The organism is Lachnoanaerobaculum sanguinis, assembly GCF_033242365.1.
Lineage (GTDB): Bacteria > Bacillota > Clostridia > Lachnospirales > Lachnospiraceae > Lachnoanaerobaculum > Lachnoanaerobaculum sanguinis.
Genome location: NZ_BTHK01000014.1, coordinates 1 through 18,855, shown reverse-complemented (window position 1 = coordinate 18,855; position 18,855 = coordinate 1). Strand labels below are relative to the sequence as shown.

14 protein-coding genes, 1 tRNA gene, 1 rRNA gene and 1 other RNA gene are annotated in these 18,855 nt (G+C 38.2%); all 17 read left to right on the top strand.

The features are described from left to right. The first annotated feature begins 2 nt into the window (after window positions 1–2). Window positions 3–1,196, top strand: a complete 1,194-nt coding sequence (locus tag SBH76_RS09905) for a toxic anion resistance protein (RefSeq protein ID WP_317977684.1) — start codon at window positions 3–5, stop codon at window positions 1,194–1,196. Window positions 1,197–1,208: 12 nt separating this feature from the next. Further along, window positions 1,209–2,546, top strand: coding sequence for a glycoside hydrolase family 32 protein (locus SBH76_RS09900; RefSeq protein ID WP_317977683.1), 1,338 nt, complete (start codon window positions 1,209–1,211; stop codon window positions 2,544–2,546). A 7-nt stretch (window positions 2,547–2,553) separates the two neighbouring features. Further along, window positions 2,554–3,183 carry an aminoacyl-tRNA hydrolase gene (gene pth, locus SBH76_RS09895; RefSeq protein WP_317977682.1) on the top strand — a complete coding sequence of 210 codons (630 nt, stop codon included), beginning with the start codon at window positions 2,554–2,556 and terminating at the stop codon, window positions 3,181–3,183. Between the two features lie 8 nt (window positions 3,184–3,191). Next, on the top strand, window positions 3,192–6,530 hold the full coding sequence (gene mfd / locus SBH76_RS09890) for a transcription-repair coupling factor (protein ID WP_317977681.1): 3,339 nt from the start codon (window positions 3,192–3,194) through the stop codon (window positions 6,528–6,530). A gap of 50 nt (window positions 6,531–6,580) precedes the next feature. Then, an RNA gene (gene ffs, locus SBH76_RS09885) (signal recognition particle sRNA large type) lies at window positions 6,581–6,843 on the top strand. A gap of 222 nt (window positions 6,844–7,065) precedes the next feature. Further along, the gene (pfkA, locus tag SBH76_RS09880) at window positions 7,066–8,034 is read left to right on the top strand and encodes a 6-phosphofructokinase (RefSeq protein WP_317977680.1); all 969 of its coding nucleotides are present in this window, start codon (window positions 7,066–7,068) and stop codon (window positions 8,032–8,034) included. A 1-nt stretch (window position 8,035) separates the two neighbouring features. Beyond that, window positions 8,036–8,404 (top strand): DUF6145 family protein, encoded by a 369-nt coding sequence (locus tag SBH76_RS09875; protein ID WP_315034282.1) that lies wholly within the window; start codon window positions 8,036–8,038, stop codon window positions 8,402–8,404. Between the two features lie 2 nt (window positions 8,405–8,406). Next, window positions 8,407–8,829 (top strand): GtrA family protein, encoded by a 423-nt coding sequence (locus SBH76_RS09870; RefSeq protein ID WP_009662208.1) that lies wholly within the window; start codon window positions 8,407–8,409, stop codon window positions 8,827–8,829. After that, window positions 8,829–9,788: a tRNA dihydrouridine synthase DusB gene (gene dusB, locus SBH76_RS09865; protein ID WP_007595067.1), complete on the top strand. Its 960-nt coding sequence runs from the start codon at window positions 8,829–8,831 to the stop codon at window positions 9,786–9,788. The genes SBH76_RS09870 and dusB overlap by 1 nt, the downstream gene beginning before the upstream one ends. 87 nt (window positions 9,789–9,875) lie before the next feature. Further along, window positions 9,876–11,240: an exopolysaccharide biosynthesis polyprenyl glycosylphosphotransferase gene (locus SBH76_RS09860; RefSeq protein WP_317977679.1), complete on the top strand. Its 1,365-nt coding sequence runs from the start codon at window positions 9,876–9,878 to the stop codon at window positions 11,238–11,240. Window positions 11,241–11,453: 213 nt separating this feature from the next. Next, window positions 11,454–12,620: a recombinase RecA gene (gene recA, locus SBH76_RS09855; protein ID WP_009662148.1), complete on the top strand. Its 1,167-nt coding sequence runs from the start codon at window positions 11,454–11,456 to the stop codon at window positions 12,618–12,620. Beyond that, window positions 12,617–13,219: a regulatory protein RecX gene (locus SBH76_RS09850; RefSeq protein ID WP_009662146.1), complete on the top strand. Its 603-nt coding sequence runs from the start codon at window positions 12,617–12,619 to the stop codon at window positions 13,217–13,219. Before recA ends, SBH76_RS09850 begins: the two co-directional genes overlap by 4 nt. Window positions 13,220–13,492: 273 nt before the next feature. Further along, window positions 13,493–15,325 (top strand): NAD(P)-binding protein, encoded by a 1,833-nt coding sequence (locus SBH76_RS09845; protein WP_035619688.1) that lies wholly within the window; start codon window positions 13,493–13,495, stop codon window positions 15,323–15,325. Continuing rightward, window positions 15,319–17,040 carry a [FeFe] hydrogenase, group A gene (locus tag SBH76_RS09840; RefSeq protein ID WP_009662147.1) on the top strand — a complete coding sequence of 574 codons (1,722 nt, stop codon included), beginning with the start codon at window positions 15,319–15,321 and terminating at the stop codon, window positions 17,038–17,040. Before SBH76_RS09845 ends, SBH76_RS09840 begins: the two co-directional genes overlap by 7 nt. 139 nt (window positions 17,041–17,179) lie before the next feature. Next, window positions 17,180–18,076, top strand: a complete 897-nt coding sequence (locus tag SBH76_RS09835) for a DUF6630 family protein (RefSeq protein WP_314099728.1) — start codon at window positions 17,180–17,182, stop codon at window positions 18,074–18,076. Between the two features lie 99 nt (window positions 18,077–18,175). After that, window positions 18,176–18,263: transfer RNA gene (locus SBH76_RS09830), tRNA-Ser, on the top strand. A gap of 355 nt (window positions 18,264–18,618) precedes the next feature. Beyond that, window positions 18,619–18,855: ribosomal RNA gene (locus SBH76_RS09825) — 16S ribosomal RNA — on the top strand; the annotation flags it as partial.

The window sequence follows — 18,855 nt, the reverse complement described above, 5'->3', positions numbered from 1 at the left end:
CTATGAATGATAATGAATTAAAGAACAATGAAATAAATATGGATTCACTGGATGATATGTTAAAGGAAGGTCCAAGTCTGACATTTGACATTGAAGAGAAGGCACCTGAAACCGCTGTAGTGGAGACTGCAAAGCCTGAGAGTGCGCCTCAGATAAAACTCTCCCCTGAAGAAGAAAGACTTGTAGAGGAGTTTTCTTCCAAAATAGATATCAGCAATTCACAGGCTGTACTTACATATGGAGTCGGAAGTCAAAAAAAGATTGCGGAATTTTCAGAGAATGCACTTGAGAGAGTTAAGACAAAAGATCTCGGTGAGATAGGCGATATGCTTGCCGGAGTGGTAGGTGAGATTCGTTCTTTGGAGATTGATGAAGAGGACAAGGGATTCTTCGGACTGTTTAAAAAGAGCGGAAATAAGCTTGCAAATATGAAGGCTAAGTATGACAAGGTAGAGGTCAATGTCAATAATATTTCAAAAGCTTTAGAGGATCATCAAGTAACTTTGATGAAAGATGTTTTGATGCTTGATAAGATGTATGAGCTCAATATGAACTACCACAAAGAACTGTCAATGTATATTATGGCAGGTAAAAAAAGACTTGAGAGAGCAAACAATATAGAATTGCCGGAACTTATCAAAAAAGCTGATGAAAGCGGATTGCCTGAGGACACACAAAAAGCTAAAGATTTTTCACAAATGATAAATCGTTTTGAAAAGAAGATACATGATTTGGAACTTACAAAGACAGTATCATTACAGATGGCACCTCAGATAAGACTTATTCAAAACAATGATTCCATGATGTCTGATAAGATACAGTCAACTATTGTAAACACAATTCCTCTTTGGAAAAATCAGATGGTAATTGCTATAGGATTAAAGCATTCCACCGATGCCGCAAAGGCACAAAAGGCGGTATCCGATATGACCAATGAGCTTTTAAAGAAGAATGCCGAAAGCTTAAAGGCCGCCACCATAGAAACAGCCAAAGAATCGGAGCGTGGAATAATAGATATAGAGACATTAAAGAGCACAAATAAAACTCTTATTTCCACATTTGATGAAGTTATAAAGATACAGGATGAGGGTAGAAAAAAGAGGAAAGAAGCGGAAGCCGAGCTAAGGAATATAGAAAATGAAATGAGAACCAAGCTTCTTGAAATCAGTAACAGACAGGTAAGTGATAATCAATAGATAGGAAATAAAATGAATAATTGGAGACAAAAATATCATATAGAGCCAAAGAGCGGTTGGCTGAACGATCCTAACGGACTTTGCTTTTTTAAAGGATATTACCATGTGTTTTATCAGTATGCTTATGAGCCGAATGGTGGAAATAAATACTGGGCACATCTAAAGTCAAAGGATTTGTTACACTGGGAAGAGGCACCGATATTCCTTTCACCGGAACATGAGTATGATAAAAGCGGTGCATATTCAGGCTCTGCTCTTATAAAGGATGATACCATGCATATTTTCTATACCGGAAATGTGAAAAAAGACGGAGATTTTGACTATATATATGCAGGTAGAGAGAGTAATACAGTTCATGTGACAAGTTCAGACGGAATAAAGCCAGACTCCGGTAAAGTCGTTATGTACAATAAGGATTATCCGGAAGGACTGTCTTTGCATGTCAGAGATCCCAAGGTATTTGAATACGAGGGCAAATACTATATGGTAATCGGTGCCAGAACTATGGAAGATAAGGGAGAGGTGTTGGTTTTTGAATCGGAGGATCTCGATAACTGGAAGCATATCCGTACCTTTGAAACTATGGCAAGAATAGGATATATGTGGGAATGTCCGGATCTTTTTGAGATAAACGGACAGTGGATACTTATGGCATGTCCACAGGGACTTGAGGGTGGAAAATATGAATTCCAAAATATTTACTCCTGCGGATACTTTATTATAGAAGGTGATTTCAGAACAAACGGCTTTATAACGGAGTATAAGGAAGCCGACTTCGGATTTGACTTTTATGCACCACAGACATTTGTACATGAGGGTAGAAGACTTTTACTTGGATGGATGGGTATGCCTGATGCAAAGTATACAAATCCTACTGTTGAATACGGATATCAACATTGTATGAGTGTATTCAGAGAATTGGACTTTGCCGGTAATACATTGTATATGAAGCCTGTTAAGGAGCTGGAGAATCTAAGAAAGTTTGAGTTTGAGTATAACGAAGAAAATACTTCTTATAAGGTTTCGGATGAGAAAAGAACATTTGATCTGGAACTTCAAAACTTCGGTGATAAGTTTGAGATAGAAATATTTGATACTCTAAAGCTTGATTTTGATGCAAATAGAGGAGACTTGGAGCTTTCATTTATTGCAAACGGATATGGCAGAGATAAAAGATTTTTAAGAACCAAGAGTATAGAAAATATACGACTTATGATTGATGCAAGTTCAGTGGAAGTGTTTGTAAATGACGGCAAACAGGTGATGTCTACAAGAATGTATCCGTCAAATTACAGTGATATAAAAGTATCCGGCAATATCAGGGGAAAGCTTTATAGTTTGGATATATAATTTTACAATGGCATTACTTGGTATACTAAAGAGATTATTTGATAAAGATAGAAAAGAAAGTAAAATGAAGTTAATAGTTGGTTTGGGGAATCCCGGAAGAGAGTATGTAAATACCAGACATAATGCGGGTTTTTATGTTGTGGAAAAACTTGCATATGAGCTTGGCGAGGATATATCCGAAAGAAAATATAAGGGACTTTTTGCAAAGGTCAGAATAGGGAATGAAAAGGCAATTATTTTAGAGCCGCAGACTTATATGAACAATAGCGGAGAATCTGTGAGAGCCTTTATGGATTATTTTAAGATAGAGGCGGCAGATGTCATAGTGGTTTATGATGATATAAACCTGGAGCCCGGAAATTTGCGTATCAGATTAAAGGGAAGTGCAGGCGGTCACAACGGTATCAAGTCATTGATTGCACATATGGGAACATCCGATTTTCCGAGAGTCAAGGTGGGAGTAGGTGAAAAGCCTGCGAGGATGGATCTGGCTGATCATGTACTTGGAAGATTCAGTGATACAGACAAGAAACTGCTGGATGAGGCGGCATCCGATGCCATAGAAGCGATAAAGCTTATGGTGGACGGTCAGTACGATACTGCAATGAACAGATACAATACCAAAAAGACAAAGTAAGGAAGAATATGAGTTTATTTGAAAATCCCTTAAAAAGATTAGCGGATTTTGAATCTTTAGAAGAAAGTATAGAAAAAGAAAAATTCCCGGTACAGGTAAGTGATATGTCCGAGCCGGGAAAAGCACATCTGATTTCCGAGCTGATGAAAGAAGAAAAGGCTTGGAAACTTGTTATATCATATGATGAGGACAATGCGAGCAGGCTATATGAAGATATAGGCTGCTTTTTGGACGAGGTTTATCTATATCCTGCAAGGGATCTTTTGTTTTTTACGGCAGATATAAGATCATCACAGATAACAGCTAAAAGAGTGGAAGTATGGAAACATTTAAGGGAGGATAAGAGCGGTGTCATAGTAACAACGGTGGACGCTCTTATGGATAAACTTGAAGATTATCATAAGTTTTGTGAAGCCACTTTGGAGATTAAAAAAGAAGATATTATCGATATAGAAAAGATATCAAAAAAGCTGACGGATATAGGCTATGAGAGAAGCTTTGAAACAAGTAATCCCGGACAGTTTTCAATAAGAGGAGGAATAATAGATATTTTTCCGCTTACTGAAGAATATCCTGTAAGAATAGAACTTTGGGATGATGAAATAGATGCTATGAAAAGTTTTGATCCGGCAAGTCAAAGATCGCTTGATGAGCTGGATTATGTAAATATTTATCCGGCAAGAGAAAAGGTACTTGGCGGTGAGCAGTCATTTTTAAGATATTTTGATTATAATAATACCCTTATATATATTGATGAGCCTGCAAGAACCATGGACAAGGCGAGAAAAACGGAAGATGAATACAATCAAAGTGCAGCCGGAAGAATAGAATCCGGACAGTACAAAAAAGAAGATATTCCCGATATATTCGGAGCCGATGAGGTGTTTCACAGCTTGAATAAAGCGCCGAGTATTGCACTTACAGGACTTGATAACAGAATAAAGGAACTGGAAATCAAAGCAATGTACTCCGTGTTTTCAAGAATGAGCGGAGTATACCATGAAGATTTTACAAATCTTGTGGACGATTTGAAAAAATACAGAGCTGACAAAACCAGAGTTGCTCTTGTTTGTGCATCAAAGACCAGAGCAAAGAGACTTGCGGACAGTTTTAGAAATGATTATTCCTTGGATGCTTTCTTTTCTGAAGGTGAAAAAGATATAAGTATCGCTCCGGGGCAGATTGCAATATTTGTTGGAAATATTCACTCGGGATTTGAATATCCTGCGATCAATTTTGCGCTGATTTCGGAAACCGATATTTTTAAAACTCCGAAGAAGAAAAAGAGAAGAGAAAAAGAATATGAGGGTGACAGAGTAACCTCATTAAGCGAACTGCATATAGGCGATTATATCGTACATGAAGACCATGGTCTTGGAATCTATAAGGGTATAGAAAAGATAGAAAGAGACGATGTAATTAAGGACTATGTAAAGATTGAATATCAGGGCGGTGACAATTGTTTTGTACCGGTTTCAAAGCTGAACAGAATACAAAAATACGGCGGCGGAGAAATAAAAAAACCCAAACTCAATAAGCTTGGCGGAGTAGAGTGGAGTAAGACCAAATCAAGAGTAAAGACGGAAGTCGAAGAGATGGCCAAGGAGCTTGTGGAACTCTATGCAAGCAGACTTAAAGGACAGGGGGTATTCTATGGAGAGGATACTCTTTGGCAAAGAGAGTTTGAAGAAATGTTTGAGTATGAGGAGACTTATGATCAGATAAAAGCCATAGAGGATGCCAAGAGAGATCTGGAGACCGGAAAGATAATGGACCGTCTGATATGCGGAGATGTGGGATACGGTAAGACTGAGATTGCCTTAAGAATTGCTTTTAAGGTAATACAGGAAGGATATCAGGTACTTTACCTTGTTCCGACAACCATTCTTGCAAGACAGCATTACAATACATTTGTTCAGAGAATGAAAGACTTTCCTGTAAAAATAGGTTTACTTTCCAGATTTAACACAAAGAAGGAGCAGAATCAGACTGTCAGTGATCTTGAAAAAGGTCTTGTGGATATAGTGATAGGAACACATAGACTTTTATCAAAGGATGTAGCACCTAAAAAACTCGGACTTGTGATAGTGGATGAGGAGCAAAGATTCGGTGTAAGACATAAGGAGAAATTAAAGCAGCTTTGTGAAAATGTAAATGTGCTTACACTTACCGCAACACCGATACCGAGAACTCTTCATATGTCACTTTCGGGTATCAGAAATCTGTCGGTATTGGAAGAGCCGCCTGTTGACAGAAAGCCGATACAGACCTATGTAATGGAGTATCATGATGAGACGGTTAAAGAGGCTATCAGAAGAGAGGTTGCCAGAGGCGGTCAGGTTTACTATCTTTACAACAGAGTCAACAATATAGAAGAAGTTGCCGCACATGTCAGAGCGCTATTACCTGATATAAATGTGGAATATGTGCATGGAAGAATGGATGAGAGACATTTGGAAGAAAGAATGGTCGATTTTATCAATGGTGATGTGGATGTGTTGGTAACCACAACCATAGTGGAGACAGGTCTTGATGTTCCGAATGCCAATACCATAATTGTTCATGATGCGGACAGACTCGGACTCTCACAGCTTTATCAGCTTAGAGGTAGAGTCGGAAGAAGCAAAAGAAGTGCCTATGCCTTCCTTATGTATACGAGAAATAAACTTTTGTCCGAGGAAGCTTCAAAGAGACTTAAGGCAATAAGAGAATTTACGGAACTCGGTTCCGGAATAAAGATTGCAATGAGAGATCTTGAGATAAGAGGAGCCGGAAATGTGCTGGGTGTAACTCAGCATGGTCATATGGAAGAAGTCGGATACGATCTTTATGTGAAACTTTTAAACACTGCGGTAAGAGCCTTAAAGACAGGAAAGCCTGTGGAAGAAGAAGTGGAGGCAAGTGTTGAGATAGACAGCAGTGCCTATATTCCAAGCAGCTATATTTCCAATGAAGAGACAAAACTTGAGATATATAAAAAGATAGCATTGGTAAAAACCGAGGAGGATTTCCTTGATATGCAGGATGAGCTTATAGACAGATTCGGTGAGATGCCGAAGTCTGTTGCCAATCTTTTGTATGTTGCAAGAATAAAGGCTCTGGCAAGCAGTATGTTTATTACCGATATTATTGTGAATAAGTTGCAGATAAAGTGGACAATGAGAGAAAATAAAGAGATAAAAACGGATAACCTCGATGCTTTCTTAAAGTCCTTCGGAAAGAATTTAACTGTAAAATATGACAAGGTATTGAACTGGGAGTACAGGGATAAGGAGAAAATCTCAACCGAGGACAGGATGGAATTTACTATAGGTTTGCTTGAGAAAATGAGAGAGCAATTGTTTTAGCACATCAAAAATCATTTGACAAATATAGATCATTGCAAGTATACTTGTTAATGCACAGCCGGGAAGATAGCGGTGTCCTGTACCTACAATCCGCTTTAGTAGGGGTGATGTCTTGCCTAGGGTGTTCATTTGCTTGGCAGTCTGGAGTAAGTGGTGTTGAAGCGGGGGTCCCCACGCAATGGAAACTTTCGAACCGTGTCAGGACAGGAATGTAGCAACACTAAGGAAGACCTTTCATGTGCCGTGAGATAGCCGCCGCAGAGCTAACTGCTTTTGTAACGCTTGTGAATGGCATTCGAAGCAAGACGTGCATATAAAAGGGCATTATTAAGAAATCTGTTTTAGATTTTTTGATAATGCTCTTTGCATTTTGTAAATTAGAATTTGTTAATTCCATGACAAGACTATTGAAAAATGTTTTTCATTAATATAAAATGATGTAGATATTTATATATGTATATTCTTACCGAGATATACTAAATAAATTACATATAGAAAAAAGAGTAGATCCGTTTTTTAAAATAGGAGGAAATATATGGCAATAAAAACTATAGGCGTTTTGACAAGTGGTGGTGATGCACCGGGAATGAATGCGGCTATCAGAGCGGTAGTTAGAACAGCAATACATAACGGAATAAATGTAAAGGGAATCATGAGAGGTTATGCAGGACTTTTACAGGAAGAGATAGTAGATATGGACAGTACCAGCGTGTCTGAAATCATTCACAGAGGTGGTACAATTCTTTATACTGCAAGATGCCAGGAGTTTACTACAGCAGAGGGACAAAAAAGGGGTGCTGAAATCTGTAGAAAACATGGTATAGACGGAGTTGTCGTTATAGGTGGTGACGGATCGTTCCAAGGTGCCGGAAAGCTTTCCGCACTGGGAATAAATACTATAGGAATACCGGGAACTATCGACCTTGATATAGCATGTACAGACTATACTATAGGATTTGATACTGCGGTAAATACTGCAATGGAAGCTATTGATAAGGTAAGAGATACTTCCACATCACATGAGAGATGCTCAATAATTGAGGTAATGGGTAGAAATGCAGGATATATTGCACTTTGGTGCGGATTTGCAAACGGTGCAGAGGATGTGCTTTTACCTGAGAGATATGACGGAAACGAGCAGGTGCTGATTGACAGAATCATTGAAAACAGAAAGCGCGGAAAAAAGCATCATATCATAATCAATGCCGAGGGAATCGGACATTCAACTTCCATGGCAAAGAGAATAGAAGCTGCTACAGGAATCGAGACAAGAGCTACAATCTTAGGTTACATGCAAAGAGGTGGTGCGCCTACATGTAAGGACAGAGTTTATGCTTCAATTATGGGAGCAAAGGCTGTAGAGCTTTTATTGGCAGGTCATTCAAACAGACTTGTTGCATACAAAAACGGTGAGTATGTTGACTTTGATATTCAGGAAGCATTGGCAATGACTAAGGATATACCGGAAGATCAATTCAGAATAAGCAAGCTTTTGGTAAGATAATATGCCTGAAATGATAGACGGATATAATTACGATTGGACAAACAGTGAAAACATGGTGCTATGTGGTGCCAGCTCATATGTTCAGAAGTATTATTTCAATGAAAAGTTCAAGCTTTTGCCGGATGAGATAAAAAACGAGCTTAAAATAATGTGTGTGTCTTTTGCCGAAGAGGCGGGAGGCATACTTACTATGGAGTTTGATAGGTTCGGTAATTTGAGCTTTTGTGTAAGAGTTGATGATGCCGATTTTTATTTTGACGAGATAGAGAGCGGCTTGAAGATAAGCTTATACCAAAGAAAAAAAGAAGAGCTTTTGTCACAGCTGGAATTGTTTTATAAAGTGGTGATATTGGGAGAGAGTGCAGAATAATTATGCTTGAAAAAATATCATATTATATAAAAAAATATGAGAGTGTATTACTGTATCTTATTTTCGGTGTACTGACCACTCTTGTAAATTTTGCGGCATACCATGTTTGCTATACAAAGCTCCAATTTCCGAACTTGGTATCCAATACGATTGCATGGATATTATCCGTTCTTTTTGCCTTTATAACAAATAAAATATGGGTATTTAAAAGTAAAAGCTTTGAGTTTTCGAAACTGGCAGTTGAACTGTCAGGCTTTATTACGGCAAGATTGTTTACAGGTTTTTTGGATACGGCGATTATGTTTGTTGGAGTAGACTTATTAAAGAGAAACTGGATAATTGCAAAAATAGTCTCAAGTGTGGTCGTAGTTATACTTAATTATATTTTTTCAAAGCTGTTTATTTTTAGAAAGAATAAGGAATAATGCTAAAAGATTTTAAAATCGGAAATATAAATATAGAAGGCGGTTTGTGCCTAGGACCAATGGCAGGTGTAAGTGACTTGCCATTTCGTCATTTATGCAAAGAAATGGGAGCTTCACTTCTTGTTACAGAGATGGTGAGTGCAAAGGCTATCTATTTTAAAAACAAAAATACGGAACCGCTTATGAAAATAGATAAAGGGGAACATCCGATTGCGCTGCAGCTTTTCGGCTCGGACCCCGATATAATTGCACAAATGGCCGCAAGTATAGAAGAAAGAGATTTTGATATATTTGATTTTAATATGGGTTGTCCCGTACCGAAGATAGTAAATAACGGTGAAGGTTCGGCACTTATGAAGAATCCGAAACTTGTAGAGGAGATACTTACAAAGCTTGTAAAGAGTGTAAAAAAGCCTGTTACATTAAAGATAAGAAAAGGGTTCAATGACGACAATATCAATGCGGTGGAAATTGCAAAAATAGCCGAAGCTTCAGGTGTAAGTGCTGTTGCCGTACATGCCAGAACCAGAGAACAGTACTATTCGGGTAAGGCGGATTGGAGCATTATAAAGGCTGTAAAGTCAAATCTCGGCATTCCGGTAATTGGAAACGGAGATGTGGTGGACGGCAAAAGTGCAAAAGAAATGTATGAGTATACGGGCTGTGACGGGATAATGATTGCAAGAGCGGCAAGAGGAAATCCGTGGATATTCAAAGAAATCAGAGGGTATTTGAATGGGGAAATCATAGAAAAACCCGAGAAAGATGAAATCGTGGATATGATACTCAAACATTGTAAACTGCAAATGCAATATGATGATGAAATTATGGCTATAAGAAAGATGAGAAAACATGTTGCATGGTACACACATGGTATGAAGGGCTCATCGGCACTTAGGGATAGGGTGAATCATGTTGAAAGATATGATGAACTTGAAAGACTGTTAAGGTCAGTATAAAAGATTTTATCTCTTAATACAAAATTATAAATACATATATTAAAAATATGCTACAATAGTATCGGAGTGAGAGGTATTGGAGGAGATATGAATACAAAGGAACAGTATAAACGAATTGTAAAATTCGGTTCGGCAGCTATCATATTGCTAATAGAAATAGGGCTTTATTGGGCGCTATGGTATTTTCATCTGAATACTATTATAGAGGTAAGATTCTGGAGAAGAGGAATCTGGCTGTTGGCTGCAATGTACGGAATGTTGCTGTTTTTCTTTCTGCAGACATACGGCGGTTTAAAAATAGGTTATTTAAAAAGAGGTAATATAATCTATTCTCATATTTTATCGCTTTTGATAGCCAATGTAATAGGATATATTATACTTGCATTGGTGGATAAAAGATTTCATGCACCGACACCGTTTATAATTTTAACTGTTATAGATGCCGCATTGGTATGTGCCTGGGTGTTTTTGTTTCAGTGGATATACAGTGTGCTCTTTCCGCCAAGAAGACTTTTGGTAGTCTATGGAAACAGACCGGTATTTTCCATAATGGAAAAAATAGGTGCCAGAGATGACAAGTATATAATAGGCGGAGTAATAAGTACCAAAGTCGGTATTGATGAAATAATGAAAAGAGCGGAGGAGTTTGAAGGTATGGTTGTAGGAGATATACCTTCACATGAAAGAAATCTGCTTTTAAAGAAATGTTATGATGCAGGTATCAGAGTATATATGATACCAAAGATAAGCGATATATTGATAAGAACTTCCACAAATCTGAATCTGTTTGATACACCTATTCTTCTTTCAAGAAATGAGGGGCTTCAGGCCGATCAGATGCTGGTAAAGAGAATCATAGACGTTGTAGTCAGCGTAATAGGTATAATAATTACTCTGCCACTGTTTGTCATGTTCGGTGCGGCAATACATCTTACAGACAAAGGTCCGGTATTTTATAAGCAGACCAGACTTACACTTGACGGAAAGCTGTTTGAAATATATAAATTCAGAACTATGAGAGAAGATGCGGAAAAGGACGGTATAGCAAGGCTTGCCGGAGAAGATGATGACAGAATCACGGCAGTCGGAAAGCTATTAAGAGCTACGAGATTTGACGAACTTCCACAGCTTTTTAATATAATAAAGGGTGAAATGAGTCTTGTAGGTCCAAGACCTGAGAGACCGGAGATTGCCGCAGAGTATATGGAAGAGCTTCCGGAGTTTTCTATGAGACTTAAAATGAAGGCGGGACTTACAGGATATGCACAGGTTCACGGCAAGTACAATACAACACCATATGATAAATTAAAGCTTGATCTGCATTACATAAGAAATTACAGTATATGGATGGACCTTATCTTGATAGTTTTGACACCTAAAGTTTTGTTCATGAAAGAGTCGACAGAAGGCGTCGGAGAAGGTGAAATTACCGCAAATACCAAGGATAAATAATATATTAAAGCAGGATGCATAAATTAGTGCAATCCTGCATTTTTTATGTTACAATCATATTACATGGCAGATATTATATTTTTCAAAAATTTCAGTAATTATTTTATATTCTTAGTTTTAATGTCTTAATTTTAATTCCCTTTATATCATTGTTGACAAATAAAAGAGAAGCATATACAATAAAACAAGAACATACATTCGATGGAGGTTGTTATGAAGAAGGAAAAAAGTTCCAAAGCAGCACAACAGGTTAAAAGAGTAATGGAAAAAAGTGAGAAACAGGCGGCACTTGAGTCTGCCTTGACACAGATAGAGAAGGCATACGGTAAGGGTTCGGTGATGAAGCTGGGAGACGGAAATACAAATATGTTTGTAGAGACCATTCCTACAGGTTCACTGGGGCTTGATATAGCATTAGGTGTAGGCGGCATTCCGAAGGGAAGAATTATAGAGGTATATGGACCGGAGTCATCAGGTAAGACAACCGTAGCCCTTCATATGGTAGCCGAAGCTCAGAAGCTTGGAGGTATTGCGGCATTTATAGATGCGGAACATGCGCTTGATCCTGTTTATGCGGATAAGATAGGTGTAAATATAGACGAGCTGTATGTATCACAGCCTGATAACGGTGAGCAGGCGCTTGAGATTACGGAGACTATGGTAAGATCCGGTGCTATTGATATTATAATAGTCGACTCTGTAGCGGCACTTGTACCCAAGGGCGAGATAGAAGGAGATATGGGAGATTCCCATATGGGCTTGCAGGCAAGACTTATGAGCCAGGGACTCAGAAAGCTTACAGGTATAGTAAGCAAGAGCAATTGTATAGTTATCTTTATCAACCAGCTAAGAGATAAGATAGGTGTAATGTTTGGAAGCCCGGAGACCACCACCGGAGGTAGAGCCTTAAAATTTTATGCATCTGTAAGACTTGATGTAAGAAAAGTTGAGCAGATTAAGCAGGGCGGTGAAATCATAGGAACCAAGACCAGAATAAAGGTTGTTAAAAACAAAGTGGCACCTCCTTTCAAAGAGGCCGAGTTTGATATAATGTACGGACTGGGTATATCAAAGTCCGGAGAGATACTTGATCTGGCGGTTGCAAGTGATGTTGTGGAAAAAGGCGGTGCATGGTACTCTTATGAAGGAAACAAGATCGGTCAGGGAAGAGAAAATGCAAAGACTTTCCTCATGGAAAATCCTGAGATTTGTGAGAAAATAGAAGAGCAAATCAGAGAAAAGTTTGTACTTGAAGCTGAAAAGAACGGAAAAACTTTAGAGTATGACTCTGTAGATGATGATGACGAAGAGTTTGACGGTTCACCTATAGAGGATGATATGGATGAAGCCGGCGGCATAGAGCTTGAGGAAGAAGATTGATTGTAAGTGAAATTATTTCTCTGAATACCAAAAAAAGCAAAGTTATATTTCAGGATGGAGAAAGTCTTGCCCTATATAACGGCGAAATCAGACGACTGGATATTGCTGTTGGAAAAGAGATAGATGAAGAGGAATATTATACAACCATCTATCCGGTTTTAAAAAAGAGAGCTTTTGCAAGGCTGATGCATATACTTGAGAAATCTTTTAAGTCGGAAAACGATATAGTAAAAAAGCTGAAGCTCTCATTTTACCCTGATGAGGCCATCAAAGAGGCTATAGAAAAGGCAAAAAAATTCGGCTACATAGATGATGACAGATATGCCGAGCGATATATCAATACATATAAAGATAAGTACAGCAAAATGAAATTAAAATACAAGCTGCTGGAAAAGGGCATAAATAAGGAAATTATTGATAATGCACTGGAATCATTTACAGTAGATGAAGAGCCTATGATAAAAAAGCTTCTTAATAAAAAACATTATTTTGAAACTGAGGAACCTGATAAAAAACAAAAGATAATTGCCTCTGTAATGAGACAGGGATTCAAATATCAAAAAATAAAAGATGTTATAAAAGACACTTCTATGAGTTAGAGACACTCAAGGAAGTGTCTTTTTTGTGAGATTATTAGCATGTAACGCTAGTTAAATAACAAACATATTTGTTAAATAAAATACTTTTCAGAAAAGTATTACAATATTTATAAAAAAAGTATATAATGAATGCATAAAGTTCGTATCAAATAAATGTAAAGATATGTGCTCTTATTATTTCATGAAATAGACAATTTAAAATCTATATATGTAATTCATTTACATATATTAATCTACCGGTAAAACGGTTAAATAATTCTAGGAGTAAGAGGTATGAGTAGATTAGAAATAGTCTCCCCAAGTAGAGCCAGAATTGTTATGGAGGAGCTATACAAAAATTTAGAAAGAAGAATCGAGGCATCTCCTCCTGGGCTTTGCCCGGTTGATATGTCAAGAGCTTTCTTGGAATTGGCTCACGCTCAGACTTGTGGTAAATGTGTTCCATGCAGAATCGGTTTAGGACAGCTTGAAAAGCTGATCGAAAACGTGCTTGACGGTAAGGGTAGTATGGCTTCTTTGAAGTTAATGGAGAAGACAGCCCTCAGTATTATGGAATCGGCAGATTGTGCCATAGGCTATGAAGCGGCAAATATGGTTTACAAAGGTATTATAGGATATAGAGATGACTATATCGAACATATAGCACATGGCAGATGTACATGCTCATACAATCAGCCTGTACCTTGTGTAAATTTATGTCCTGCACAGGTGGATATACCGGGATATATTGCTCTTATAAAGGAAGGCAGATATGCAGACTCTGTAAGATTGATAAGGAAAGATAATCCTTTCCCTACTACTTGCGGATTTATTTGCGAGCATCCTTGTGAGGCAAGATGTAGAAGAAACATGGTGGACGACTCTATAAATATTCGTGGTTTAAAGAGAGTTGCGGCAGATTTTGCGGGAGAAGTCGATCCTCCAAAATGTGCTCCGTCTACAGGTAAAAAAGTTGCAATACTCGGTGGTGGACCGGGTGGACTTAGTGCGGCTTATTTCCTACAGCTTATGGGACATCAGACAACTGTATATGAGATGCTGCCTGAGCTTGGAGGTATGTTAAGGTACGGTATTCCGAATTACAGATTACCGAAGGACAGACTTGATGAGGATATCAAGGCTATTTTAAAGACAGGTGTAGAAGTTAAGCATGGTCTCAAGATTGGAGAAGATATTACAATGGACGACTTGAGAAATGCTTTTGATGCGGTGCTTATAACTATAGGCGCAAGTACAGATAAGAAACTTGGACTTGAGCATGAAGATGCAAACGGTGTGGTATCTGCTGTAGAATTCCTGCGTGATGTAGGAAAGAATATTATAAAAGATCTTACAGGCAAAAATGTTTGTATAATCGGTGGCGGAAATGTATCCATGGATGCTGTAAGAACCGCAAAGAGAATGGGTGCAAAGAAAGTAAGTATTGCATATAGAAGAAGAGTTGCCGATATGACAGCTTTACCGGCTGAGATAGAGGCGGCGGTTGCAGAGGGCATTGAGCTTAGAACTTTGATGGCACCATCCGCTATAGATGTTGATGAGAACAATAATATAAAGGGTATATATGTAAAACCTCAGATGATCAGCTCTATTAAAGACGGAAGAGCAAGTGTAAAGGCTACAGGCGAGGAAGATGTTTATATTCCTTGCGATATACTTGTAGTTGCAATCGGTCAAAATATAGAGACAAAGCATTTTGAGGAAGCGGGAATCCCTGTATCTAACGGAAAGATAATTACAGATTCTACAGGTGCATTTAAGGATATGCCGGGAGTATTTGCCGGAGGAGACTGTGCCAGCGGACCGGCTACGGTTATCAAGGCTATCGGTGCGGCTAAGGTAGTAGCTGCAAATATTGACGAGTATTTAGGTTATCACCATCAGATAAGTGTAGATGTGGAAATTCCTGAGGCAAGTCTTGAGGATAAGAGTCCTTGTGGCAGAGTAGAGCTTACAGAAAGAGAAGCTTGTGAGAGAGTTCTCGATTTTGACGGCGTTGAAAATTGCATGACAGAAAAAGAAGCAAAGCAAGAGGCAGGCAGATGTTTAAGATGCGACCACTTCGGCTTCGGTATTTTCAAAGGAGGTAGGGAGAGTATATGGTAAACTTAACTATTGATAATGTACCTGTTTCCGTAAAAGAAAATACTACTATTATGGAAGCGGCGGCGAAAATAGATATAAATATTCCGAAACTGTGTTTCTTGAAGGATTTGAATGAAATAGCGGCATGTAGAGTATGTGTCGTTGAATTAAAGGGTAAAGATAAACTTATCACATCATGTAATAATGTGTGTGAAGAGGGCATGGAGATCTTTACAAACAGTAAAAAAGTAATCAGAGACAGAAGAAAAACTGTAGAGCTGATACTTTCACAGCATGACAACAGATGTGTAATATGCGCTAAGAGCGGCAACTGTTCACTTCAAAAAGTTGCCAATGACCTAAATATACTTGAGATACCTTTTGCTGTTGAGCTTGAAAAACAGCCGTGGAATAAAAATTTCCCACTTATAAGAGATTCATCCAAATGTATTAAGTGCATGAGATGTATACAGGTTTGTGATAAGATGCAGACTTTAAGTGTTTGGGATCTCCACGGTACAGGAGCAAGAACTACGGTAAACGTAACCGGATATAAAAAGATTGAAGAAGCCGACTGTTCACTTTGCGGACAGTGTATAACACATTGTCCTGTAGGTGCATTGAGTGAAAGAGATGATACTTCAAAGTTCTGGGAAGCTGTTGCCGATCCTGAGAAGACGGTTGTTGTTCAGATTGCACCTGCTGTAAGAACAGCATGGGGTGAGGTTTTCGGACTTAAGGATAAGGATGCAACTGTAGGAAAGATTGTTGATGCATTAAAGAAGATGGGTGCAGACTATGTGTTTGATACCTCATTCTCAGCAGACTTGACAATTATGGAAGAGGCAAATGAGTTTGTACACAGATATACAAACGGACTTATCGGAGACAGACCTATGTTTACATCATGTTGTCCGGGTTGGGTAAGATTTGTAAAATCACAATATCCGAGAATGACAAAGTCACTTTCAACAGCAAAGTCTCCACAGCAGATGTTCGGTGCTGTAATGAAGTCTTATTTTGCTGAAAAAATAGGTGTAAAACCTGAGAATATGGTTTCTGTTTCTATAATGCCTTGTGTAGCTAAAAAAGGCGAAAGAGAAATGGAACTCTTCCATGGTGAATATGCAGGTCATGATGTGGATATTGCGCTTACAACAAGAGAGCTTACCCGTATGATAAGAGCTTCTCATATAGATCCGAAGAGTCTTGAGGATGTAGTAGCCGACAGACCGATGGGTGACTATTCAGGAGCCGGTGTAATATTCGGTGCTACCGGAGGAGTAATGGAGGCGGCACTAAGAACCGCTTACAGCATTATAAAGAAGGAGAATCCGCCTGCGGACGCATTTAAGCCTGTAAGAAGTAAGGCATTCCAAGAGAATGACGGAACGGTGGAAGCTAAATTTAAGATAGATGATATAGAACTTAATATTGCTGTGGTGAGCGGACTCGGTAACACCAGAAAATTGATTAACAAGATTGAACGCGGCGAAGCAAAGTATGACTTTGTCGAAGTAATGGCATGTCCGGGAGGCTGCGTAGGCGGTGGTGGACAACCTGTAAAGGATGGCTATGAGCTTGCATTTAACAGAGGAAAGAAGCTTTACTTCCTGGATGAGAACTCCGAGATAAGATACTCACATGAGAACAAAGATATTATTGCACTGTATGACGAGTATTTCCATAAACCTCTTTCACATAGGGCACATGAGCTTTTACATGTACACGAGTAATGTTTTTATAATAAAATAGTTTTGAACTTGTGATTTACATATCGGTACGAGTGCGTTAAATAAATTTATTTTCTAAGGAAGTGTTTTTACATTTCCTTAGAATTTTTGTATGCAATATTATTAAGATGGAGATTAGAGTATGTTGTTTAATATCTTTAACAAGAGAAAGTCTGATTGGAAACTTGATATTGACGGAGTAGAAAAGGGTGGATGTACAGTAGAAGATGTTGAAAAACTGTTAGATTCTATAAGAAACGGTAAGATATATTTTATTGTCTTGACACCGGCAAAGAAGGTGGATGTAAATAGCAGGAGATTGAATTTCGTACAGATATGTAGGGATGAAGGTGATGATAATTATCATTTTGAAGTAAGCACATCGGATGTTAATGACAGTGATAACATTATTATTTATGGCAAGGAAGGGTTTGGCAAAGATAAGGTAATGGATATTATTCAACTTCTGATGAAGGATGATATAGTTCCTGATTATTCCGGTTGGGGAGTTGTATTTGACAGTGCAGATGTTAAAATAGATAATGTTGAAGTCTATAGAGAGCTTGTAAAGACAATATCGGATGATAAAGGCTTTTTGCAAAATATGGACAGATGTTTTTGCTATCCGAGAGAGTACTTTAAAGATAATGCGGACAGGTATGATGATAGGGGTATTACAAGCAGAGATGCTATAGATACCTTTGTTTGGATTGCCGTAGCGGATGAGATGCTTGAGAGCGGGATCGCAATAGAGCTTGATTGGAAAGAGGAAAAAGACGAATTCTTATCATGCATAGAAGAATTGACAAAAGAGAATAATCTTGTTGTGGATGAAGGTATGCTTGATGATGAAGGGGATATTCCTTCTTGGTGTAAAGAGTTGGACAATAAATGGATGAAAGACGGATATTGTGTAGCGGGTATTGATATTGATAGCGACAGTTATGTATTATTCGTATGTAAAACAGATAATTTAAAGAGTTTGACAGAACTTGCCAAGAGTATAAATCACAGGATAGATTTTGCTAAGAATATGTGATTTTTTGATTTGTCAAAAATGTTTAAAAAACTTTAAAAAAGTTATTGACAAGATTAGAGTTATTCTTGTATAATGTCTAGGCATTGCGAAAGCAAATGAGGAGAAGTACTCAAGAGGCCGAAGAGGCGCCCCTGCTAAGGGTGTAGGTCGGGCAACCGGCGCGAGGGTTCAAATCCCTCCTTCTCCGCTTCTTGTCAAAGAAGTTAAAAAATATTCTTGACAAGATAATATTAACATGATAATATATCAAAGTTGCTCCAAAAGAGCAAAAGCTTAAAACAATCTCAAAAATAACTTAAAAAGTTGTTGACAAGATAAAATAAGCTTGATATAATAGCTAAGCTGTTTCAAACGGCAAGCAAATGAACCTTGATAATTTAAGATTAAACAGTACACACAACCCTGAAAAAATTCTTGATTATTTCAATAATCAATGAAGTTTCAGAATAACAACGTTTAGATTCGAACAGAATTTAAAACCTTTAAAAAACAGTAAATCTGTGAAAACAGATGCAAGCTAGCGAGAAGGCTAGATTAAACTTTTATATGAGAGTTTGATCCTGGCTCAGGATGAACGCTGGCGGCGTGCTTAACACATGCAAGTCGAACGAAGCTGCTTAAAGGAAGTCTTCGGATGGAATTTAAGTAGACTTAGTGGCGGACGGGTGAGTAACGCGTGGATAACCTGCCTTATACAGGGGGATAACGGAGAGAAATTTCCGCTAAGACCGCATAAGACCACAGCACCGCATGGTGCAGGGGTAAAATATTTATAGGTA